The 21,943-nt window shown below is 68.7% G+C and carries 20 protein-coding genes; 4 read left to right on the top strand and 16 right to left on the bottom strand.

The features are described 5' to 3' along the window. Positions 1–168 precede the first annotated feature (168 nt). Genes DMB80_RS15840 through mqo form a run of 7 tightly spaced genes read right to left on the bottom strand, consistent with a single transcriptional unit; the run spans position 169 to position 8,922 of the window. The gene (locus DMB80_RS15840; RefSeq protein WP_046365940.1) at positions 169–1,773 is read right to left on the bottom strand and encodes an MFS transporter; all 1,605 of its coding nucleotides are present in this window, start codon (positions 1,771–1,773) and stop codon (positions 169–171) included. A gap of 33 nt (positions 1,774–1,806) precedes the next feature. Beyond that, complete coding sequence (cobA, locus tag DMB80_RS15835; protein ID WP_046365941.1) at positions 1,807–3,003, bottom strand: uroporphyrinogen-III C-methyltransferase; 1,197 nt, start codon at positions 3,001–3,003, stop codon at positions 1,807–1,809. Further along, the gene (locus DMB80_RS15830; protein ID WP_111510730.1) at positions 3,000–4,370 is read right to left on the bottom strand and encodes a cobyrinic acid a,c-diamide synthase CobB; all 1,371 of its coding nucleotides are present in this window, start codon (positions 4,368–4,370) and stop codon (positions 3,000–3,002) included. Before DMB80_RS15830 ends, cobA begins: the two co-directional genes overlap by 4 nt. Further along, entirely contained in the window at positions 4,367–4,981 is a 615-nt protein-coding gene (gene cobO / locus DMB80_RS15825) for a cob(I)yrinic acid a,c-diamide adenosyltransferase (RefSeq protein WP_111510718.1), read from the bottom strand. Before cobO ends, DMB80_RS15830 begins: the two co-directional genes overlap by 4 nt. A gap of 12 nt (positions 4,982–4,993) precedes the next feature. Further along, positions 4,994–6,892: a magnesium chelatase subunit D family protein gene (locus DMB80_RS15820; protein WP_205538710.1), complete on the bottom strand. Its 1,899-nt coding sequence runs from the start codon at positions 6,890–6,892 to the stop codon at positions 4,994–4,996. After that, a complete protein-coding gene (locus tag DMB80_RS15815) occupies positions 6,889–7,335 on the bottom strand; it encodes a GNAT family N-acetyltransferase (RefSeq protein WP_111510717.1) in 447 nt (148 codons plus the stop codon). Before DMB80_RS15815 ends, DMB80_RS15820 begins: the two co-directional genes overlap by 4 nt. 30 nt (positions 7,336–7,365) lie before the next feature. Beyond that, positions 7,366–8,922: a malate dehydrogenase (quinone) gene (mqo, locus tag DMB80_RS15810; protein ID WP_046365944.1), complete on the bottom strand. Its 1,557-nt coding sequence runs from the start codon at positions 8,920–8,922 to the stop codon at positions 7,366–7,368. Positions 8,923–9,039: 117 nt separating this feature from the next. Here mqo and DMB80_RS15805 point away from each other — a divergent pair, with 117 nt between their 5' ends. Further along, positions 9,040–10,050 (top strand): alpha/beta hydrolase, encoded by a 1,011-nt coding sequence (locus DMB80_RS15805; RefSeq protein ID WP_111510728.1) that lies wholly within the window; start codon positions 9,040–9,042, stop codon positions 10,048–10,050. Further along, on the top strand, positions 10,043–11,455 hold the full coding sequence (mtr, locus tag DMB80_RS15800; protein WP_111510716.1) for a mycothione reductase: 1,413 nt from the start codon (positions 10,043–10,045) through the stop codon (positions 11,453–11,455). Before DMB80_RS15805 ends, mtr begins: the two co-directional genes overlap by 8 nt. Positions 11,456–11,462: 7 nt before the next feature. On the opposite strand, the gene DMB80_RS15795 is transcribed toward mtr, so the two are convergent. Both DMB80_RS15795 and DMB80_RS15790 read right to left on the bottom strand, forming a co-directional pair. After that, positions 11,463–12,035, bottom strand: a complete 573-nt coding sequence (locus tag DMB80_RS15795) for a sigma-70 family RNA polymerase sigma factor (RefSeq protein ID WP_205538708.1) — start codon at positions 12,033–12,035, stop codon at positions 11,463–11,465. Between the two features lie 136 nt (positions 12,036–12,171). After that, entirely contained in the window at positions 12,172–12,687 is a 516-nt protein-coding gene (locus tag DMB80_RS15790; protein ID WP_338043875.1) for a DoxX family protein, read from the bottom strand. A gap of 91 nt (positions 12,688–12,778) precedes the next feature. On the opposite strand from DMB80_RS15790, the gene DMB80_RS15785 reads away from it, so the two are divergent. After that, positions 12,779–13,546, top strand: a complete 768-nt coding sequence (locus DMB80_RS15785; RefSeq protein WP_111510714.1) for a response regulator transcription factor — start codon at positions 12,779–12,781, stop codon at positions 13,544–13,546. A 62-nt stretch (positions 13,547–13,608) separates the two neighbouring features. Continuing rightward, positions 13,609–15,084, top strand: a complete 1,476-nt coding sequence (locus DMB80_RS15780; RefSeq protein ID WP_111510726.1) for a sensor histidine kinase — start codon at positions 13,609–13,611, stop codon at positions 15,082–15,084. Here the strand turns inward: DMB80_RS15780 and DMB80_RS15775 are convergent. From DMB80_RS15775 to DMB80_RS15745, 7 genes are all read right to left on the bottom strand, one after another. Beyond that, a complete protein-coding gene (locus DMB80_RS15775) occupies positions 15,044–15,664 on the bottom strand; it encodes a superoxide dismutase (RefSeq protein ID WP_111510713.1) in 621 nt (206 codons plus the stop codon). The genes DMB80_RS15780 and DMB80_RS15775 overlap by 41 nt on opposite strands. Before the next feature lie 173 nt (positions 15,665–15,837). After that, entirely contained in the window at positions 15,838–16,590 is a 753-nt protein-coding gene (locus tag DMB80_RS15770; RefSeq protein ID WP_111510725.1) for an energy-coupling factor ABC transporter ATP-binding protein, read from the bottom strand. Next, positions 16,587–17,366 carry a cobalt ECF transporter T component CbiQ gene (gene cbiQ, locus DMB80_RS15765; RefSeq protein WP_111510712.1) on the bottom strand — a complete coding sequence of 260 codons (780 nt, stop codon included), beginning with the start codon at positions 17,364–17,366 and terminating at the stop codon, positions 16,587–16,589. The genes DMB80_RS15770 and cbiQ overlap by 4 nt, the downstream gene beginning before the upstream one ends. Before the next feature lie 9 nt (positions 17,367–17,375). Continuing rightward, entirely contained in the window at positions 17,376–17,747 is a 372-nt protein-coding gene (locus DMB80_RS15760; RefSeq protein ID WP_111510711.1) for a PDGLE domain-containing protein, read from the bottom strand. Then, complete coding sequence (locus DMB80_RS15755; protein ID WP_420812188.1) at positions 17,744–18,472, bottom strand: energy-coupling factor ABC transporter permease; 729 nt, start codon at positions 18,470–18,472, stop codon at positions 17,744–17,746. Before DMB80_RS15755 ends, DMB80_RS15760 begins: the two co-directional genes overlap by 4 nt. Positions 18,473–18,541: 69 nt before the next feature. Next, entirely contained in the window at positions 18,542–21,007 is a 2,466-nt protein-coding gene (locus DMB80_RS15750; protein ID WP_111510710.1) for a GcvT family protein, read from the bottom strand. Position 21,008: 1 nt separating this feature from the next. Beyond that, positions 21,009–21,941 (bottom strand): choline kinase family protein, encoded by a 933-nt coding sequence (locus DMB80_RS15745; RefSeq protein ID WP_111510709.1) that lies wholly within the window; start codon positions 21,939–21,941, stop codon positions 21,009–21,011. Between the last annotated feature and the right edge of the window lie 2 nt (positions 21,942–21,943).

The following is a 21,943-nucleotide window of genomic DNA, read 5'->3' as shown; positions in this document are numbered from 1 at the left end:
CCCACACGCCGCTACCAACAGGCCGATAAAACCGCCCGTACCTACCGCACCCGCGAACCCAAACCGCCATCATGAGTGTCAGCGATGTCCCGCGACACAAATGTCAGCGATGTCCCGAGACACCACACGCCGCTGAGCGCACACGATCACGCCGAAATCGCAGGCGAGCTACAGCTCTCCGGCGTCGATCGCGTCCTTGACTTCCTGCGCATGCGCGACCTGCTCAGCGGTGTACCCGATGAACAGCGCCGCCCCGCCGACGATCACCGCGACGGCGGCCACCCACAGCAGACCGTAGGTGTAGCCCTGGTCGAGAGCGTGCAGCTGCATGGCGTTCATGTCCTTGACCGGCCCGTTGGTGCCGCCGAGGTACAGCGTGCGCGACGTGATGACCGCCTGGATGATCGCGAGCACGACGGGCCCGCCGAGGCTCTGCAGCATCAGTGCGATCGCCGAGACCGGCCCGATCTGATCGAATCCGACGCCGGCGATCGCCGAGACCGTCAGCGGCACCACGATCATGCCGATCCCGAAGCCACCGATGGTGATGGGCAGCACCAGGTTCGGGAAGTAGGGGATGTTGGCGTCCAGCGTCGAGCCGTACAGCATCGCGGCCAGCACCAGGATGCCGCCGCCGATCACCAGGACACGCGGCGGGAACTTCGACACCAGCGCCGACGACAGGCCCAGCCCGATACCCAGGGCGATGACGAACGGGATGAACCCGACGCCCGCCTTCAGCGCGCTGTAGCCCATGATGTCCTGCACGTAGAGGCCGATCAGCACGGTGAGAGTGAACATCACGCCGCCGGCGAGGAAGATCGCCGCGAAGGTCGACAGCCGGTTGCGGTCGCGGAACAGCTCGAAGGGCACCACGGGGTTCTCCGCGGTCCGCTCGACCCACAGGAAGGCAAGGCCGCAGGCCATCGCCACGACACCGGAGCCGATCGTGATCGGCGAGGCCCAGCCGGCCTCGGGACCCATCGAGAAGGCGAACACTGCGGCGGTGCAACCCATCGTTGCCAGCAGCGCCCCGGCGGCGTCGAGCTTCAGCCGCTCGCGGTTGGTCTCCCGCAGCGTGGTGCGGGCCAGGTGGATCATCACCAGGCCGATCGGGACGTTGATCAGGAAGGCCCAGCGCCATGACACCTCGGTCAGCGCGCCGCCGACGATCAGCCCCATCACCGAGCCGACGCCCGTCATCGCCGCGAAGATCGCGGTGGCCGCGTTGCGCGCCGGACCCTTCGGGAAGGTGGTCGCGATCAGTGCCAGCGCCGTCGGAGAGGCGATCGCCGCCCCGACGCCCTGCAACAGCCGAGCGGTCACCAGGGTCGCCTCGTTCCAGGCCAACCCACACAGGATCGACGCGATGGTGAACAGGGCGACGCCGACGACGAACGTCCGCTTGCGCCCGATCACGTCACCGAGGCGGCCACCGAGGAGCATCAGGCCGCCGAAGGTCAGCACGTAGGCAGTGATCACCCAGCTGCGTCCGGCGTCCGAGAGGCTCAGCTCGTCCTGGATCTTGGGGAGGGCGACGATCGCGACCGTGCTGTCCATCGTGGCGAGCAGCTGCATACCGCCGATCGCGATGACCGCGGCGATGAAGCGCCGCGACGGCAACCACGCCGGTGTCTTGGGAAATCGCGAGCCGGCGCCTCCGTCGGCAGCCGCCCTGATACGGGCCGGCACGGCCTTGTTGGCGCCCCGCTGGCCCTTGCCTTCAGCATCCCGAGAGATGGCGGCACGCTCCGCGTCATTGAGAGCCGTCATAACGAGTTACCTTACAGTACTCTTAATATCTCTTTAAGCCGCGAAGGCCGCCACAGACCCGATCACGATGATCGCGGGGGGCCTGATGCCCTCGGCTCGGATGCGTTCTGGCGCCTCAGCAAGGGTCGTCCGCAAACTCCGCTGCGCCGACGTCGTTCCGTGCTGAACCACGAGGACCGGCGTATCCGCAGGTCGGCCGCCCGCAAGCAACACCTTGGCAAAAAGTTCGATGCGTTCGACGGCCATCAGCAAAACGATGGTGCCGTGCAGAGCGGCGAGCGCATCCCAATTCACTAACGATTCGGGGTGGTCCGGCGCCAGATGGCCGCTGACCACCACGAACTCATGCGTCATCGCGCGGTGAGTGACCGGAACACCGGCCAGCGCAGGCACAGCTATGGCACTGGTCACACCCGGCACGACGGTGACCGGAACGCCGGCATCGGCGCACGCGATCACCTCTTCCTGACCGCGGGCGAACACGAACGGATCGCCACCCTTGAGGCGGACCACGAACTTGCCCTGCTTCGCCCGATCGATCAGCACCGCGTTGATCGCGTCCTGGGCCATCGCGCGGCCGTAGGGAATCTTGGCGGCGTCGATGACCTCGACGTCCGGGGAGAGCTCGGCGAGCAGATCCTGCGGGGCGAGCCGGTCGGCCACCACCACGTCGGCGTGGGCGAGCAGCCGGCGCCCGCGCACGGTGATCAGCTCCGGATCACCCGGGCCTCCCCCGACCAGCGCGACACCACCGGCCACCACGCCGGGCGCGTCGGCCGTGATCATGCCTTGCTGCAGGGCCTCGTGAATCGCCGAGCGGATGGCTGCCGAGCGGCGATGCTCGCCGCCGGCCAGCACGCCGACCGACAGGCCCTCGTACTCGAACGTGGCCGGGGTGACGGCGGTACCTTCCACGGCGATGTCGGCGCGGACGCAGAACACGCGACGGCTCTCGGCCTCGGCGACGATGGCGGCGTTCACATCGGGATCGTCGGTGGCGGCGATCACATACCAGGCGCCGTCGAGATCCCCGTCACGAAAAGGCCGCAGCGTCAGGGTGATTCCGTCGATCGCCTCCACCGCAGGGGTCGCAGCGATGGTGATGACGTGTACGTCGGCACCGGAGGCAACCAGCAGGGGCAGCCGTCGCTGGGCGACCGTGCCGCCTCCCACCACGACGACCTTCTTGCCGGCCAGGCGTAGGCCCACCAGATAGGCGTTGTCGGTCACCCGGCGAGCTTAGAGCGTGCCGCCGCCCGGACGAAGCGGGCGATCGCCTCGGGGTGCGCAGCAGGGTGGGTGTGCAGATACCCCGCGTGCACTCCGTCCTGGACCGCGCCGTCGTCGACCATCGCGCCCGACCGGCCCCGGTAGCGCCAGGCGGGCTGCCTATCCGGTGCGTAATTCATTGCGGTGCGGTGAAATTCGTGTCCCACGACGCGATCGCCGATGCGGTGCAGCGACGAGTCGGTGACAGCCACGGCGTCGCGATACCCCAGGGTCAACGATTCGGTGAACGACGCCGAGCCGGCGATCACCCCGCACATGGGGTGGCCGTCGAGATCGTCGGCCAGGTACGTCAGTCCGGCGCACTCGGCGTGGATCGGAGCGCCCGAACCGGCCAGCGCGGCGATCTGTTCGCGCACCGCGTGGTTCGCCGAGAGGTCCGGACCGAACTCCTCCGGGAAGCCACCGGGGATGACGAGAGCTGTAGTGCGCGGAGGCAGCGGGTCGGTGAGCGGATCGAAGGCGACGACGTCCGCGCCTGCCGCGCCGAGGAGTTCGCCGTGTTCGGCGTAGTTGAACGTGAATGCGCGGCCTGCGGCCAGTGCGACGGTCACTGGTGCGCCGGTGGGTTCGGCGAGTTCCGGGGTCCATGGATCGCCGGCGACGTCGCTGCGGGCGGCGGCGACGACGGCGGGGAGATCGACATGCCGGGCGACCAGTTCCGCCATCGCGTCGACGGCGGCGTGCGCTCGCCGGCCGTGTTCGACGGCAGTGACCAACCCGAGGTGACGCGACGGAACCGAGAGTTCCTCGGTCCGGGGAACGGCGCCCAGCACGGCCACTCCGGCCTGCTCGCAACCTTGCCGCAGCACCGCCTCGTGGCGCGCCGACCCGACCCGGTTGAGGATCACGCCGACGAGCCGCACCGCAGTGTCGAACGTGGCGAAGCCGTGCACCAGCGCGCCCACGCTGTGGCTCTGTCCGCGGGCATCGACGACCAGAATCACCGGCGTCCCGAGCAGTCCCGCGACGTGGGCGCTGGAGCCGCGCGCGGCCCCGGCGGCCGGGGCGTCGCTGATACGTCCGTCGAACAGGCCCATCACGCCTTCGACGACGGCGATGTCGGCGTCATCGCTGCCGTGGCGGTAGAGCGGGCCGATGAGGTGGTCACCGACGAGCACGGGGTCGAGGTTGCGGCCCGGCCGTCCCGCCGCCATGCCGTGATAGCCCGGATCGATGAAGTCGGGGCCGACCTTGAACGGCGCCACTCGATGCCCGGCCCGTCGCAGGGCGCCCATGAGCCCCGTCGCGATCGTCGTCTTCCCGCTGCCGGAGGACGGCGCGGCGATGACGATCCCCGGCGTACTCACCACTCGATGCCTCGCTGGCCCTTGCGGCCCACGTCCATCGGGTGCTTGACCTTGGTCATCTCGGTGACCAGATCGGCGGCGTCGCACAGCGCGGCCGGGGCGTCGCGCCCGGTGATCACCACGTGCTGGGTGCCCGGCCGCGACGCCAGCACGTCGACGACCTCGGCCACGTCGATCCACCCCCACTTCAGCGGATAGGTGAATTCGTCGAGCACATAGAAGTCATGGCGCTCGTCGGCGAACCGGCGCGCGATCTCGGCCCAGCCTTCGGCAGCCGCCGCGGCGTGGTCCTCCTCGGAGCCCGCCTTGCGCGACCACGACCAGCCCGAGCCCATCTTGTGCCACTCGACGGGCCCGCCGACGCCGCGCTCGGAGTGCGCCTGCCCGAGCTCACGCAGCGCCGTCTCCTCCCCCACCTTCCACTTCGCGCTCTTGACGAACTGGAACACCGCGATGTCGAAGCCCTGATTCCACGCGCGCAGCGCCATCCCGAACGCCGCGGTGGACTTACCCTTGCCCGCGCCGGTGTGGACCGCGAGCAGCGGGGCGTGGCGGCGGGCCCGCGTGGTCAACCCGTCGCGGGGCACGGCCACCGGCTGACCCTGAGGCATCGGATTCCCTTCTCAGGCCGCGGCCTGTGTCTTGACGACAGCGGTCAGCGCGTCCGCGCGCAATTGGTCCAGCCGCACCGCCGGGGCCAGCAGCCGCCTCGCCAGATCTTGCGCCAAACCCAAACGGACGAAGGAGGTTTCGCAGTCCACGACAACTGCCGATGCGCCCTCGGCGACCAGTCGGGCCGCTGCTGCTGCCGTGCGGCCCAGCGGATCGGGCCCGCCGGTGGCCCGCCCGTCGGTGAGCACCACCACCAGGCTGCGTCTCGCCCGGTCACGCGTGCGTTCGCGGACCACCATGTCGCGCGCGGCAATCAACCCGTGCGCCAGCGGTGTCCGCCCGCCGGTGTCGAAGCGAGCCAGGCGCGTGCTGGCCACGTAGACCGACGACGTCGGCGGCAGCAGCACCCGGGCATCCTGCCCGCGGAACGTGATGACCGCGACCTTGTCGCGGCGCTGGTAGGCGTCGCGCAGCAGCGACAGGGTGGCGCCGCTGACCGCCGACATCCGGTCCCGCGCAGCCATGGAGCCCGACGCGTCGACGACGAAGATCACCAGGTTGCCCTCGCGGCCCTCCCGCACAGCCCGCCGTAGGTCGTCGGGGGCAGGTCGCAGCCGGCCTCGCCCGCTGTGCCGACCCGCGGCCGCGAGCAACGTGCCGAACACGTGCATCCCGTGACCGGCGTGCGGGTCAGTGGTGGCAGCGACGACCGTGCCGGTGCGGTTGCGGGCCCGTGATCGACGGCCGGGTGCCCCGTCGCCGACCCCGGGCACCACCAGCGCCCTAGTCCGGAACGCGGCGGCCGGCGGCGCGCTGGGACGCGACGGTGGTGGTGACGATGCTTGCGGCCCAGCGGCATCGGCGTCAGCGGCCTCGCCAGGCGAGGGTGCGCCGCCACCGGGCGGGTCAGGATCCGGCTCGGGGTCGCGATCGGGACCCGACGCGTCGTCGGCTGCCTCACCTGCCTGAGCCATCGCGTCGTCGAGCCGGCCCTCGTCGAGACCCGGATCGTCGAACGGATCGCGTCGGCGACGGTGCGGCAGCGCCAGTTCGGCGGCCACCCGCACGTCCTGCTCGGCGACCTCGACCGCACCGCGCCACGCAGCGTGGGCCACCGCGGTGCGCGCCACCACCAGGTCGGCGCGCATCCCGTCCACGTCGAACGCAGCGCAGAGAGCTGCGATGCGCCGTAATTCGTTGTCGGGCAACACCACATCGGCCACCTGGGCGCGCGCGTCGGCGATGTGCCGGGCCAGCTCGGTGTCGGCCTCGGCGTAGCGCCCGGCGAAGGAGGCGGGGTCGGCCTCGTACGCCAGCCTCTGGCGGATCACCTCGGCGCGGACGTCGACGTCACGGGAGGCGACCACGTCCACCGTCAGCCCGAATCGGTCCAGCAGCTGCGGACGCAGTTCTCCCTCTTCGGGATTCATCGTGCCGATCAGCACGAACCGCGCCTCGTGGCTGTGGGAGACCCCGTCGCGTTCGACGTGCACCCGGCCCATCGCCGCCGCGTCGAGCAGCACGTCGACCAGATGGTCGTGCAGCAGGTTGACCTCGTCGACGTAGAGGACGCCGCGATGCGCTCGCGCCAGCAGACCCGGGGAGAAGGCGTGCTCGCCGTCGCGCAGCACCTTCTGCAGGTCCAGCGAGCCGACCACCCGGTCTTCGGTCGCCCCGATCGGCAACTCGACCAGCTGGCCACCCGGATTCGCACCGTCGCTGCCTGCGATGGCGAACGACTGGGTCAGCACCTGCGCCAGGCCGCGCACCGCAGTCGATTTCGCCGTGCCCTTCTCGCCGCGGATCAGCACACCGCCGATGTCGGGGCGCACCGCACACAGCACGAGCGCCAGCTTCAGCCGGTCGTGTCCGACCAGTGCGCTGAACGGGTAGAGAGCTTCACCCGTCACGGCTTGACCATCGGAACGTGCGGAATGCCGTCGTCGAGGAATTCGTCGCCATCGCGAACGAATCCGTGCCTGCCGTACATCTCCTCCAGATACGTCTGGGCGTTGATGTGGCAGGGGTAGTCGCCCACCTCGGCCAGCGCCGCGGTCAACAATCGCGCGGTGTGCCCGTGCCCGCGGTCGGAGCGTTTGGTGCACACCCGCCCGATCCGGAACGCCTTGTGTCCGGCCGGGTGCTCCTCCATCAGACGTAACGTCGAAATGACCTGTCCCTCAGCGTTTTCCAGCCAAAAATGGCGGGTCTCGCTGAGCAGGTCGCGACCGTCGAGTTCCGGATAGGGCGTCGCCTGCTCGACGACGAACACCTCCACCCGCAGCTTGAGGAGCTCGTAGAGCGTGGCGGCGTCGAGATCCTTGGCCCAGCTGCGGCGCAACGCCGCGGTCATCGGGGCGACACCGTCATCGAATCGACACCGTCACACGGTCGCCGTGGTCGGAGTGTGCTCGGTACCCGCCGACGACACGTCGAGTGCGGTGTCGGGCAGGGCGCCCGCAGGCTTGTCGAGTTTGAGCACCTTCGTGCCGCGGGCCCAGATCTCGTCGAACAGTGCGGGTTCCTCCGACAGTTTGGTGCCCAGCGAGGGCACCATCGTCTTGATCGTGGGAAGCCAGCTCTGGTAGCGGTCACCGAAGCACCGCGACATCACCTCGAGCATCGCGGGCACCGCGGTCGAGGCGCCCGGCGAGGCGCCGAGCAGACCGGCAATGCTCCCGTCGGCGGCCGAGAGCACGGTGGTGCCGAATTCGAGTACGCCACCCTTGCCCTTGGCCTTGCGGATCACCTGCACGCGCTGACCGGCGATGTCGAGCTCCCAGTCCGAATTCTTCGCACTCGGCGCGAACTCCCGCAGCGCGTCGACGCGGGCCGATTCGCTCAGCAGCAGCTGGCCGATCAGGTAGCGCAGCAGCCCCATCTCCGTGAGCCCGACACCGAGCATCGAGACCAGGTTGTTGGGTTTGACCGACAGCGGCAGATCGGTGATCTTGCCCTGCTTGAGGAACTTCGGGGACCATCCGGCGAACGGCCCGAACAGCAGCCACGACCGACCGTTGATCACCCGGGTGTCCAAGTGCGGCACGGACATCGGCGGCGCACCCAGCGGCGGAAGCCCGTACACCTTGGCCTGATGACGGGCGGTGAGATCGGCGTTGCCGCTGCGTAGCCACTGACCGCCCACCGGGAAGCCGCCGAAGCCCTTGGCCTCCTTGATGCCCGCCTTCTGCAGCAGCGGCAGCGCACCGCCGCCCGCTCCGACGAACACGAAGCCCGCGTTGAACTTTCGTTTCTGGCCGGTGCGGCGGTTGACGACCTTGACCGTCCACCGCCCGTCCGAGCCCTGGTCGAGATCGGTGACGTCGTGGCCGAACAGCGTCGACATGCCCTTCTTGGCACCGAAGCCGATCAACTGCCGCGACAGCGAGCCGAAGTCGACGTCGGTGCCGTCCTGGGTCCAGTTCAGCCCGACCTTCTCGGAGAAGTCGCGTCGCTCCGCCATCAGCGGCAGCCTGCGGACGAACTCGTCGCGGTCGTCGATGAATTCCATCGTCGAGAACAGGGGGTTGGTCACCAGTGCGTCGTACCGGGCCTTGAGGTACTTCACGTTGTCCTCGCCCTGCACGAAACTGACGTGCGGAATGGGGTTGAGGAAGCTGCGCACGTCGGGCAGCACGCCGTTCTCCACGGCGTAGGTCCAGAACTGTCGCGAGACCTGGAACTGCTCGTTGACGTTGACGGCCTTGGCGATGTCGATGCTGCCGTCCGGACGCGCCGGGGTGTAATTGAGTTCACACAGCGCCGAGTGGCCGGTGCCGGCGTTGTTCCAGGGATCGCTGCTCTCTGCGGCCGCGCCGTCGAGACGCTCGACCAGCGTCATCGACCAGTTCGGCTCGACCAGGCGCAGCAGCGCCGACAGGGTCGCGCTCATGATGCCCGCGCCTACCAGCAGGACGTCGGTCTTCTCCGCTTCAGACACCAACTCGATCGGCCCTTCGTGGTCGCGTCCCCGTTGCTCACGGCTTACCGGTGTTCAGGTTATCCCGCCGCGCGCGGTCACAACCCGCCGACCACCTCGCCCACTAAGGTGGCTGTCGTGTCCGGATGGCAGCCCGATGTTCTGCCCGGGTACTGGCAGACCACTTTCGCGCTGGGGCCCGACCCCGACGGAGAGGGCGATCTGGAAGCCACTCTGGTGCGGCGGGGACCCGCCGATCCGGGGGCTCGGCAGGCCGTCCTGATGGTGCACGGTTTCACCGACTACTTCTTCAACACCGAATTCGCCGATCACCTGGCCGCCCGCGGCATCGCGTTCTACGCAATCGACCTGCACAAATGCGGTCGCTCCCACCGTGCGGGTCAGACACCGCACTTCACCACCGACCTGGCCCGCTACGACACCGAGCTCGAGCGTGCGCTGGCGACGATCGCCGGGGAGACCGATGCCGACGTGCTGGTCTTCGGCCATTCGGCAGGCGGGCTGGTGGTCACGCTGTGGCTGGACCGTCGGCGCCGCGACGGCGTCCGGCTGGACCGCCGCGGCGGGACTCGGCCTGCGGTGTCGGGTCTGGTGCTCAACAGCCCCTGGTTCGACCTGCAGGGCCCGGCGATCCTGCGCGCGGCGCCGACCACGGCTGCGCTGCGCGCCGCGGGGCGATTGCGGTCACGCACCGTGGTGCGGCGCCCGACCCACGGCGGCTACGGCACCACACTGCACCGCGACTTCGCCGGCGACTTCGACTACGACCTGACGTGGAAACCCATCGGCGGTTTCCCGGTGACCCTCGGCTGGATCCGGGCGATCCGCCGCGGCCACGCGCAGCTGCACCGCGGCCTCGACGTCGGCGTGCCCAACCTGATCCTGCGCTCGGACCGCAGCGTGCGCGAAGTGGCCGACTCCGAGCTCATCCAGCGCGGGGACGCGGTGCTCGACGTCGCCCAGATCGCGCGGTGGGCCGGCTGTGTCGGCAACCGCACGACGGTGGTACCGATCGCCGACGCCAAACACGACGTGTTCCTGTCGGTGTCTGAAGCCCGGCGCACGGCCTATCGCGAGTTGGACCGCTGGCTCGACTGGCATTCGGAAGAGGGAGAACCCCATGGCTGACTTCGACATCGCAATCATCGGCACCGGATCGGGCAACAGCATCATCGACGATCGCTACATCGACAAGAAGGTCGCGATCTGCGAGCAGGACGTGTTCGGCGGCACGTGCCTGAACGTGGGCTGCATCCCCACCAAGATGTTCGTCTACGCCGCCGAGGTGGCCGAACAAGTCAGGCAGGCATCGACATTCGGCATCGACGCGCATGTCGAGACGGTGCGCTGGCCCGACATCGTCTCCCGGGTGTTCGGCCGCATCGACCCGCTGTCGACTGGCGGCGAACAGTACCGGCGGTCCTCGCCGAACGTCGAGGTCTTCGCCAGCCACACCCGCTTCGCCGAACAGAAGGGCGCGAACGGCTACCGGCTGCGCACAGACGACGGTGACGAGTTCACCGCTGAGCAGGTGGTGATCGCGGCGGGTGCGAGGGCGACCGTGCCCCCGGCGATCGCCGACTGCGGCGTCGCGTATCACACCAGCGACACCATCATGCGGATCTCGGAGCTCCCCGAGCATCTCGTGATCGTCGGAGGCGGTTATGTGGCAGCCGAATTCGCACACATCTTCTCCTCGCTGGGGACCCGGGTGACCATCGTGCTGCGCGGCACCACGATGCTGACGCACTGCGACGACACGATCTGCGAGCGATTCACCGACCTCGCGGGCAAGAAGTGGGAGATCCGCAGCCGCCGCAACATCGTGCGCGGCTCGTCCGACGAGTCGGGGGTGACGCTCACGCTCGACGACGGCGCCACGGTGCACGCCGACACATTACTGATCGCCACCGGCCGGATACCGAACGGCGATCTGCTCGACGCCCACCACGCGGGCGTGGAGGTGGTCGACGGACGGGTCACCGTCGACGAGTATCAGCGCACGACCGCGCGCAACGTCTTCGCCCTCGGTGACGTCAGCTCGCCGTACCAGCTCAAGCACGTCGCCAATCACGAAGCCCGGGTGGTGAAGCACAATCTGCTGCAGGACTGGGACGACACCGAGAACCTGATGCCGGTCAATCACCGCAACGTGCCGTCGGCGGTGTTCACCGATCCGCAGATCGCGAGCGTCGGACTGACCGAAAACGAGGCGCGCGCAGCGGGTTACCGCATCCGCTCCAAGGTCCAGGACTACGGGGATGTGGCGTACGGCTGGGCGCTGGAGGACACGACGAGCTTCGCCAAACTCATCGTCGACGACGACAGCGGGCTGCTCCTCGGTGCGCACATCATGGGCCCCCAGGCGTCGTCGATCATCCAGCCGGTGATCCAGGCCATGGACTTCGACCTGCCCGCGCAGGAGGTGGCGCGCAGCCAGTACTGGATTCACCCGGCGCTGCCCGAGGTGATCGAGAACGCGCTGTTGGCGCTCTGCGGCGAGCCGCCGTGGCCACCGTCCAGACGGCACTAGGGGCACCTCAGGCGGCGCGCAGGTAGCCACGGTCGGCGGCGACGTCGACGAGCAGCCGGCGCAGCGCGTTGCGACCCCGGTACACCCGCGACATGACGGTGCCGAGCGGGATGTCGAGGATCTCGGCGATCTCTCGCTGCGGCAGCCCCTCCACGTCGGCGTAGTAGACCGCGATGCGCTGGTCTTCGCCGAGTTGGCCGAGTGCATACCGCACCTCGTCGTCACCGAGGGCGGTCAGCGCCGCGAGTTCAGCCGACGGCAGCCCGGTCGCCGAGTGGGCCGCCTGCGCGGCGAGCTGGGAGTCGGTGACACTGTCCGACAGCAGCTCCGCAGGCCGGCTCTGGGCGCGCCGATGCGACGTGATCCAGGTGTTGGTGAGGATGCGCAACAGCCAGGCACGGATGTTGGTGCCGTCCTGATAGTGATGGAATGCCCTGTACGCCTTGAGCATCGTCTCCTGCACCAGGTCTTCGGCGTCGGCGGTGTTGGCAGTGTAGCGGCGCGCTGCCCGGTACAGCGTGTCGAGCAGGGGCAGGGCGTCACGCTCGAAGCGCTCCAGGTGCGGATCTTTTCTCGTCATGCTCGTCCTCCACAGTGGTTGCTGGCCAGTCGATTCCGGCCTCGTGGAATTCAATTTAGGGGTCCCGGGCTGTGCCGCCAGGTCTTCATAGCCAACACACAACATGTGCGTCGTCTATGAAAGACGCTCTACACGTTCATTTTTCGATTGACGCCGGAGTGCGACGACGGCGCTGCACGGTCAGCGCGCCGGGTCCGGTGGCGACCAGGAGGAGGAAGACGAAGCAGTACAGGACCGCCGCCTCTCCGCCGTTGACCAGTGGCCAGAAGCCATCGGGGAAGTGCATCCAGAAATAGGCGACGGCCATCATCCCGGACGCGACGAACGCCGCGGCGCGGGTGAACAATCCGAGGGCGATGAGGCTGCCGAGCACCACCTCGAGCACCCCGGCCCACCAGGCCGGCCACACCCCGAGGGGAACCGGCTGGCCCTGCGGCCACCCGAACAGCTTGGCCACACCGTGCATCGCGAACAGGAGCGCGACCAGGATGCGGAAGGCTCCCAGCGCCACTGCGGACTGGTTGTCGATTCGGGTGTCGAGCGTGCTGATGCTCATGGTGCAGGTGTCCTTTCCGAGGATGCGTGGAATTCGCCGCCCACCGGCGGTCGCCCCCATCGTCATGGCCCCGCGGGCCGGCACCGCCGGACTCATAGGCGATTCATAAAAGCCGCAGGGGCAGGCGAAGGTATGAGGTCTCTATGAAGCGTGCTGTCGGGCGCCGGACGCCCGCGACAATGGACCGATGACGTCTGCACCGATCGAGGGCAGCGGGCCTCGCCGCGCGATCCTGGGTAAGTTGCCGCGCTTGTCGCGACCGGACGGGTCGCCGATCCGGGTCCTCCTCGTCGACGACGAGCGAGCGCTGACCAATCTCGTGCGCATGGCACTGAAGTACGAGGGTTGGGACATCGAGGTGGCCCACGATGCCGCAGAGGCGGTCGAGAAGTACCGCACCCATTCCCCCGACCTGCTCGTGCTCGACATCATGCTGCCCGACATGGACGGGGTGAGCGTGCTGGCCGAACTGCGCAACAGCGGGCCCTACATCCCGACGCTGTTCCTGACGGCGCGAGATTCGGTGCACGACCGGGTCACCGGTTTGACCGCGGGCGGGGATGACTACATGACCAAACCGTTCTCGCTGGAGGAACTGGTCGCGCGGCTGCGGGGCCTGCTGCGCCGCTCGGCCCACCTCACGCCGCCTGACGACGAGACGCTGGTGGTCGGCGATCTCACTCTCGACGCCGCCAGCCGGGAGGTGACCCGCGCCGGCGAGGAGGTGAGCCTGACCTCCACCGAGTTCGAGCTCCTGCGCCTGCTGATGCGCAATCAACGTAAAGCTCTGTCCCGCAGCGACATTCTCCGGCAGGTGTGGAACTACGACTTCGGCGGGCGCTCCAGCATCGTGGACCTGTACGTGTCGTACCTGCGCAAGAAGATCGACGCGGACCGGGAACCGATGATCCACACGGTGCGTGGCGTCGGCTACCTGCTGCGGCCGGCGCCGTGAGGAAGACCTGGCGGCGCTGGAGCCTGCTGCGCCAACTCGCGGTCGGGGTGTCCGTGCTGGTGATGGCCGTCCTGATCGCAGTCGGGACGGCGTCGGTGGTGAGCCTGCGGGCGTCAGTGCTGGGCATCATCGACGCCCAGCTGGCCGGTGCCGCCAACGCCTGCATCGAGTCGGTCGAAAAGTACCGCAGCACCGCCGGGCCCGACGGTGAACTGCCGCCCCCGGGGTCGATGAAGCCGTTGACCCGGCTGATCGGCCAGGCTCCCGGCAATGTCGTCACGCTGCTCCGTGACGGCGCCGTCGTCGACTCGGCGTTGTTCGGTGACGGCGATGCACAGCCGGCACCGGCCGAGGCCACCGCCGCGATCGCGAACCTCTCGTGGACGGATCCGGGGCCCCACACCGTCGAGCTACCCGGCCTGGGCTGGTACCGCATGACCGGGCAACCCGGCGGACCGAACGAGATCCTGGTGACCGGCGTCTCGCGGGCACCGGCGTGGGACGCGATGATCCGGGAGACGGCGGTGGTGTCCGGGATGGTCGCGCTGGCCGTGCTGGTCACCGCGGTGTGCACCATCGCGATCGTGCGATTCGCGCTGCGACCGCTGCGCCGGGTCGCGGCCACCGCCGCCGCGGTGGCCGAACTGCCGCTCGACGGTGACAACCACACGATCGCACCACGAGTCGCCGTCGCCGACACAGATCCGCGCAGCGAGGTGGGCATGGTCGGGGTGACGCTGAACCGTCTGCTGGACCATGTCGAACGCTCCCTGGGCGATGTGGCGGCGTCCAATCGGCGGATGCGTCAGTTCATCACCGATGCCAGCCACGAGCTGCGCACCCCGCTCGCGGCGATCCACGGCTACGCCGAGCTGACCCGCCAGGACAGCGATGTCCTGCCCGAGACCACCGAATACTCGTTGGCGCGTATCGAATCCGAGGCGCAGCGGATGAGCGATCTGGTCAGCAACCTGCTGCTGCTGGCCCGCCTGGACGAGGGCCAGGATCGTCAGATCACCGATGTCGACGTGACCGAGCTGGTGGTCGACGCGGTCAACGACGCCGCGGTCTCCGCACCGACGCACCACTGGCCGACCCGGGTGCCGGACGGCGCGGTGTGGGTGCGGGCCGACCGCGCCCAGCTGCACCAGGCGCTGGCCAACCTGTTGTCCAACGCCCGGGTGCACACCCCGGCCGGCACGACCGTCACCACCTCGATCACGACCGGACGCGGCAACGCCGATGTGCTCGGGGGCGAGCCTTTCGTGGAGATGACCGTCGCCGACGACGGACCCGGCATCGACGCCGCTGTCCTACCCCATCTGTTCGGCCGGTTCGTTCGCGCCGACTCCTCACGATCGCGGGAGACCGGCAGCTTCGGACTGGGGTTGTCGATCGCCGCGTCCATCGTCGAATCCCACGGTGGCAGCATCAGCGCCGAATCTCGCTCTGGATCAACGTCGTTCACGATACGGCTGCACGCGGCAACCGCGCCGCTCAGTTCAGAAGACCCGGCGCCTGCGTCATCGCTGCGGTGAACCGCCGCTGGACATCGGCCCAATTGACCACATTCCAGAAGGCCTTCACGTAATCGGCCTTCACGTTGCGGTACTGCAGGTAGTAGGCGTGTTCCCACATGTCGACCTGCAGCAGCGGGATGATGCCCAGCGGCACGTTGCCCTGCTGGTCGAACAGCTGGAAGGTCAGCAGCCTGCTGCCGAGCGTGTCGTAGCCCAGCACCGCCCACCCCGAGCCCTGCAACCCGTTGGCCGCAGCGGTGAACTGGGCGCGGAAGGCGTCGAAGGAACCGAACTGGTCGTCGAGGGCCGCGGCCAACTCACCGACAGGCTTGTCTCCGCCGTCCGGCGACAGGTTCTTCCACCAGATCGTGTGGTTGACGTGCCCGCCGAGGTGGAACGCGAGGTTCTTCTCGTGCAGGAAGATCGCACTGTGGTCGCCGGCTCCGCGGGCCTCCTCGAGTGCGGCGATCGCGTCGTTGACGCCTTTGACGTAGGTCGCGTGGTGCTTGCTGTGGTGAATCTCGTTGATCTGTCCAGAGATATGGGGTTCGAGCGCCCCGTAGTCGTAGTCGAGATCGGGCAGCGTGTACTCCGCCATGGAAGCCATGGAAATCCTTTCGTCGTCGACGCCCACGACTATATCTGTCCACCTGAACAGATGAGCAGCCTTGTGTTAGGGTCGTGGAGCGGGGCCGGCCGCGGCAGACGTCGATGCAGCACATCACGCACCTACCGCGGCGGGACCCGCGCCAAACATCGGAAGGAGAGAATTCAGGGCGTCGGAACCGCGAAGCCCCAGGGCAGTTCCAGCCGATGCGCAGCCAGCAACTCGCCATCGGAGAGCACCTCGGCGATCGGGCCGTCGGCCACCACAGCGCCGTGGTCCATGATCACCGCACGGGTGCACAACTGCGCGGCGTACGGCAGATCATGGGTGACGATCATCATCGTCGCCTCCAGCCCCGCCAGCGTCTCCGCCAACTCCCGTCGAGCCACCGGATCCAGATTCGCCGACGGCTCGTCGAGCACCAAAACCTCTGGTTCACAGGCCAATACCGTGGCCAGCGCGGCCCGTCGCCGTTGCCCGCCGGACATGTGGGCCGGGCTGCGCGCCGCCAGCTCGGACATCGACACCGCTGCCAGAGCCGCGGCCACCCGCGCCTCGAGCTCGGCGCCGCGCAGCCCGAAATTCGCCGGGCCGAACGCGACGTCCTGAGCCAACGTGGGCATGAACAACTGGTCGTCGGGGTCTTGGAACACCAACCCCACGCGACGGCGGATCTCGCGCAGGGTGCTGCGCACCACCGGCGTCCCGCCGATCTCCACCCGCCCCTGCGATGCGCTCAGCACACCGTTGAGGTGCAGCATCAGCGTCGTCTTACCCGCCCCGTTGGGCCCGAGCAGCGCGACCCTCTCCCCCGGTGCGACGTCGAGGTCGACACCGGAGAGCGCGGTGTGCCCGTCCGGATAGGTGTAGTGCAGGTCCTCGACATGGACCGCTGTGATCGTCGAATCCGGGCTCATCGGAACACCCATGCAGAGGCCGCGACCAGCACCGCAGCCGTGGCGGGCAGCAGCGCGAGCACCCATTGCCGCGACGACGCGGCAGCCGGACATCCGGCACCGAGGGCCAACGGCGGTACCCGTCCGTCGAAGCCGCGGGACAGCATCGCCAGGTAGACCCGCTCGCCGCGTTCGTAAGACCGCAGGAACAACGCCCCGACACCGGCAGCGGTCGCGCCTATCTGATGCAGCATGCGCGGTGAATCACCGCGAGACACCCGGGCCAGCCGCATGCGTCGGATCTCCGCGGCGAGCACGTCGACGTAGCGGATCATCAGCGTCAGCATCGACACGATCACTGCCGGCACACGCAGCCGGCTGAGCGCCACGGGGAGCTCGCGCGCTGTCGTGGTGGCAGCCACGGTCAGCGAGGCGGCCACCCCGAGCGTGCCCTTGATGACGATGCCCCACGCCGCGTACAGACCGGCCACCGACAGCGACAGTCCGCCGACCCTGACCTGCTCGCCGCCCTCGGCGAACGGCAGCAGCACCGCGAGCACGACGAACGGTGCCTCGATGAGCATCCGAGGCAGCACCCACCGCAGCGGGATCTTCGCCACCGCCCACACCGTCAACACGATCAGCGCGTAGAGACCGAAGGGCCAGAACAGCTCTCGCGGCGTGGCGACGACGGCCAGCACGAACGCCACCAGCGTGACGATCTTCACCTCGGCGGGCAGCCGATGCAGCGGCGAATCACCGTCGCGGTACAGCGGATGCGCGTGGCCGGCCCCCATCGGACGGGGTCAGTCTTGGTTGGCGGGCGCGGCGGACGCCGACGCCCGGCGCGAGCGGGCGATCAGCCAGAAGGCACCGGAGGCGATGAGCACGGTGACGGCGACACCGGCGACTCCGGCCACCCCGCCCGTCCCGTCGCGTCCGCCGATGGAGTAGTCGGCCAGCGGCGAGTGCGCGAAGACATGCTCGCCGGCGTGCTGGGCGATGCAGTCTCCCTGCAGGTGCTCGCCATCGACGGTCTCGACCCGCTGGCAACCCTGCAGTGTGGCCGAATCCAGCCCGTCGGGGCTCGAGCTGGCCAGATACGACAATCCGCCGGCGATGATCAGCGTTGCCACGGCGAATGCGGCCCAGAACCGCCAGCGGCGGGCCCCGGTCATGCCGCCACCGTGGCCGGGGTGCGCGTGCTCCGCAGCAGGTAGACCAGGTCGGGACGGGCGCGGACGACGGCGACCACCGTCAGCGCAGTGATGATGCCCTCGCCGATGCCGATCAGCACATGAGTGCCGAACATGTAGGACGCCACCGTGGTGAGCGACGACGAGCCCGCCCCACCGAGGGCGTATTCGAGCACGAAACCCATGGAGGCGCACACGGTGCCCACGACCGCGGAGACGAACGCGACCGCACCCACCAGCGGAACAGACACGTCAGACCGCACCCGACGAACGAGACGGTAGGTCAGCACCGCGGTGCCGTAACCCGCGGCAACCCCGATCAGCGCCATGTTGGTGATGTTGGTGCCCAGCGCCGTGATGCCGCCGTCGGCGAACAGCAGACTCTGCACGACGAGCACGATCGCCACACACAGCGCGCCGGTGAACGGGCCGACGAGGATCGCGGCCAGCGCGCCCCCGAGAAGGTGGCCGCTCACCCCGGGCAGGATCGGGAAGTTGACCATCTGGACCGCGAAGATGAACGCGGCGACCAGGCCGGCGAGCGGCACGGTGCGCTCGTCGAGTTCCTCCCGGGCCCGCCATGCGCAGAGGCCGAGCGCGACCAGGGCCAGCACCCCGAACAGCACCGAGACCGGGGCGTTGACGATGCCGTCGCTCATGTGCATCGCCTGGTAAGTGACGTTCACATCGGCGAGCGTATGACCCATCTGATCATCTGTCTAGCTGATCAGATGAGCAGGCTTTCGACCTGTTGGACCTACCCGTCCGGGCAGGTGTCACCCGCGGATCCGCTCGCCCGCCGGGTCGTAGAGCGATCGCAGGGACACCGAGATCGGGTAGCGACGGGACCCGACGCTGATCTCGTAATCGCCGGCGCGCACCCAGTCCGCGTCCACCACCGAACCGTCCGGGGCCCTCAGGTACGCCAGACCCACGCACGCGCCCGTCGTCTCGCCCCAGGCCGCGGAGGTGGCCTGCCCGGCGACCACGCCGTTGCGCAGGATCAGTTCGCCACCCCACAGCATCGGATCACCCGACTCGACGCGGAATCCGGCGAGTTTGCGCGTCGGCCCGCGGCGGCGCGCCTCCTCGACCGCCGTGCGGCCCAGGAAGTCGATGTCGGTGCCGAGCTTGCACGCGAACAGCAAGCCGGCCTCGACGGGGCTCTCACTGGGCGAGAGCTCACGGCCGAAGGCACGGTAGCCCTTCTCTAGACGCAGAGACTCGAGCGCGTAGTACCCGCCACGAGCGACCCCGTAGTCGGCGCCGACCCGCATCAGGTCCTCGTAGACGCCGACGGCGAACTCGGTCGGCACGTACAGCTCCCAACCCAGCTCGCCGACGTAGGTGATGCGGGTTGCGCGCACCGTCGCATACCCCAGCGACAGCAGACGGCTCGTCCCGAAGCCGAAGGCCGCGTCGGACAGGTCGGCGTCGGTGAGCGCTGCCAACAGGTCGCGTGAGCGTGGACCCATGACACCGAACACCGCGTAGGCCGAGGTGACATCGACGATGTGAGCATCCGCGTGCGCGCTCGGCAGATTCCTGCGTACGTGGTCCTTGTCCCGCTCGGTGCTGGCCGCACCGCTGACGACGAGGAACTCCTGTGCGCCGGTCCGCGTCACCGTGACGTCGGCTTCGTAGGTGCCGCGCGCGTTCAGCATCCCGGTGTAGACGGCCCTGCCGATCGGCACGGCGACATCGGCGGTGCACAACCACTGCAGTGCGGCCTCGGCGTCGCGGCCGACGACGAGATACTTCGAGAACGACGTCTGGTCGAACACCGTCACGGCGTTGCGCGTGCTGGCCTGCTCGGCCGCCGACCACACCAGCCAGTTCGGTGCGTCCCAGGTGTATTCGATCACCGGCGCCTGCCCGTCCGGGGCGAAGAAATTGGCGCGCTCCCACCCCATCTTGCTGCCGAAATTCGCCCCGGCAGCCTCCAGAAGATGGTGTACCGGCGAGCGCCGGAACGGCCGTGCGGTGGTCATTTCCCGGTTAGGCCAAGGGATTTCGTAGTGGATGCCCAGCACCTCGGCGACGCGGTCGTGCAGCCAGCGGTTGTTGCCGTTGAACGGTGCGAAGCGCCGAATGTCGACGCCGGTCAGATCCGTGGTCGGAGCGCCCTCGACGATCCACTCCGCGAGTGCCCGCCCTGCGCCACCCGCCGTCGCGATCCCGACGGAGTTGAAGCCGGCACCGACGAAGAAGTTCCGGCACTCGGGGGCCTCGCCGAGGATGAACTGGTTGTCGGGGGTAAAGCTCTCCGGGCCGTTGTAGAACTTCTTGATGCCGGTGGTCTCGAGCGCCGGGATGCGCAGCAGGGCGCTGTTCATCAGGATCTCGAAGTGCTCCCAGTCTTCCTCCAGCAGTTGGAATTCGAACGGGTACGGAATCGCATCCGGTGACACCCACGGTTTGGCCTCGGGTTCGAACCCGCCGATGACCAGACCGCCGACCTCTTCTTTGAAGTAGGTGTAGCCGTCCGGGTCGCGCAGGATCGGCAGGTCCGGGTGCACTCCGGCGATGGATTCGGAGACGACGTAGAAATGCTCGGCCGAATGCAGCGGCACGTTGGCCCCGACCATCGCGGCCACCTGTTTGGCCCACTGGCCGGCGCAGTTGACGACGATGTCGGCCTCGATGTCACCGGCGTCGGTGCGCACCCCCGTCACCGCGCCGTCGGCGGTCGTCACGTCGAGCACCCGGGTCTTCTCGACGATGCGGGCGCCGCGCATCCGAGCCCCCTTGGCCAGCGCGAAGGTCAGGTCAGTCGGGTTGGCCTTGCCGTCGGCAGGTAACCAGATCGCGCCGACCAGATCGTCGGTGCGCATGACCGGGTAGTGGTCGGCGGCCTCGGCGGGGGTGAGGAGCCGGCAGTCGAGGTCGAACGCCGCCGCGTTGGCAGCGGTGCGGCGCAGCTGCTCCATGCGGTCCTCGGTGCGTGCCACCGTGACGCCGCCGCACTGCTTGTAGCCCGCCGACAGACCCGTTTCCGCCTCGAGCTCGGAGTACAGGGCCGTCGAGTACTGCACGAGGCGCGTCATTCCCTCGGAGGCGCGCAACTGGCCCACCAAACCCGCTGCATGCCACGTGGTCCCGCTGGAGAGCTGCCCCTGTTCGATCAGCACCACATCGGTCAGGCCCAGCTTCGTCAGGTGGTAGGCCACGCTGGTGCCGATCACTCCCCCGCCGATGATGACGGCGTGGGCGCGCGTGGGCAGGGACTTCGCGGAAGTCATGTCATCCTCGTCCGTCGTCGGTTGCTACCTGGTCGAGCAGCCGGTGATAACCGGGACTGCGAAACTCGGCGACAGCAGCTTCGTAGCGCTCCATCGCCCAGTCCCAGAAGTCGAAATGAAGTGCACTGGAGCCGCTTTGGATGCAACCCCACAGTGTCCAGCCGTACTTGGCCACGATGCCCTGCAGGTGGGCCCGCGCCGTCATCTGCGGCCGCGGGCGACCGCAGTAGGCGGTGACGAGCTCGTCGAGTTGCTCCAGTGACAGTCCGCACTCGCTCCAGATGTTGCCCAGCTCGAAATACGGGTCGTTGTTGCCCGAGTACTCGTAGTCGATCAGGTGGATCCGGTCACCGTGCTCGATGAAGTTGCCGGCCAGCAGATCGTTGTTGCAGGGCGCGAGCGTGACGGCGGTATCGGTGAGCACCCGCCGGGCGGCGGCGAACGCGCCGGCGTGGTCGTGGTAGTCGGCCGGGATCGGGAATCCGTGCCTCACACAGGTCGCCAGGTAGGCCGGCTGGCGTTCGAACATGTCGAACCGGTTCACGAAACGCGGCCCTTCATGCAGCGCACGCACCGCGCGCGCGGCCTTGGCGAGCACTCCAGGGCGGCGGAAGTCGCTGTTGCACAGCGTCTTACCCTCGAGGTATCCGAGGAGGAGCACACCGAGATCCGGCCGGTAGTCCACCACCGGCGCCCCCACCCCGGCGCGGTGCGCCGCCACGCTGTTGGCGTGCTCGCAGTCCCGGTCGATCTCGAGCAGATTGCGGGTGGTGTCCACACAGCGCGCGACGTAGATCCCGTCGGCCGTGGTGATCTTCACGTTGCGGTTGGTCAGACCGCCGGAGAGGTCTTCGAGCGTCCGCGCCCGCCCGGCCAGCACCGGGAGCTGTTCGAGCAGCCCGTCCAGGTGATCGTCCGACAGCGGTGACGACATCG

This window comes from Mycobacterium kyogaense (assembly GCF_003254575.1).
Classification (GTDB): Bacteria; Actinomycetota; Actinomycetes; order Mycobacteriales; family Mycobacteriaceae; genus Mycobacterium; species Mycobacterium kyogaense.
Note: the sequence above shows the minus strand (reverse complement) of the source record. Positions and strands in the feature narration are given on the sequence as shown.

What these genes read in the sequence shown, in the direction of transcription:
- DMB80_RS15780 (WP_111510726.1), top strand. Translation starts at nt 13,609, where the DNA reads ATGGCCGTCCTGATCGCAGTCGGGACGGCGTCGGTGGTGAGCCTGCGG.
- DMB80_RS15745 (WP_111510709.1), bottom strand. Translation starts at nt 21,941, where the DNA reads ATGTCGTCACCGCTGTCGGACGATCACCTGGACGGGCTGCTCGAACAG.
- DMB80_RS15785 (WP_111510714.1), top strand. Translation starts at nt 12,779, where the DNA reads ATGACGTCTGCACCGATCGAGGGCAGCGGGCCTCGCCGCGCGATCCTG.
- DMB80_RS15815 (WP_111510717.1), bottom strand. Translation starts at nt 7,335, where the DNA reads ATGACCGCGGCGTTGCGCCGCAGCTGGGCCAAGGATCTCGACGCCGCC.
- cbiQ (WP_111510712.1), bottom strand. Translation starts at nt 17,366, where the DNA reads ATGGGGGCCGGCCACGCGCATCCGCTGTACCGCGACGGTGATTCGCCG.
- DMB80_RS15750 (WP_111510710.1), bottom strand. Translation starts at nt 21,007, where the DNA reads ATGACTTCCGCGAAGTCCCTGCCCACGCGCGCCCACGCCGTCATCATC.
- DMB80_RS15775 (WP_111510713.1), bottom strand. Translation starts at nt 15,664, where the DNA reads ATGGCGGAGTACACGCTGCCCGATCTCGACTACGACTACGGGGCGCTC.
- DMB80_RS15840 (WP_046365940.1), bottom strand. Translation starts at nt 1,773, where the DNA reads ATGACGGCTCTCAATGACGCGGAGCGTGCCGCCATCTCTCGGGATGCT.
- DMB80_RS15795 (WP_205538708.1), bottom strand. Translation starts at nt 12,035, where the DNA reads ATGACGAGAAAAGATCCGCACCTGGAGCGCTTCGAGCGTGACGCCCTG.
- cobO (WP_111510718.1), bottom strand. Translation starts at nt 4,981, where the DNA reads ATGCCTCAGGGTCAGCCGGTGGCCGTGCCCCGCGACGGGTTGACCACG.
- DMB80_RS15760 (WP_111510711.1), bottom strand. Translation starts at nt 17,747, where the DNA reads ATGACCGGGGCCCGCCGCTGGCGGTTCTGGGCCGCATTCGCCGTGGCA.
- mtr (WP_111510716.1), top strand. Translation starts at nt 10,043, where the DNA reads ATGGCTGACTTCGACATCGCAATCATCGGCACCGGATCGGGCAACAGC.
- DMB80_RS15755 (WP_420812188.1), bottom strand. Translation starts at nt 18,472, where the DNA reads ATGGGTCATACGCTCGCCGATGTGAACGTCACTTACCAGGCGATGCAC.
- DMB80_RS15770 (WP_111510725.1), bottom strand. Translation starts at nt 16,590, where the DNA reads ATGAGCCCGGATTCGACGATCACAGCGGTCCATGTCGAGGACCTGCAC.
- DMB80_RS15790 (WP_338043875.1), bottom strand. Translation starts at nt 12,687, where the DNA reads ATGAGTCCGGCGGTGCCGGCCCGCGGGGCCATGACGATGGGGGCGACC.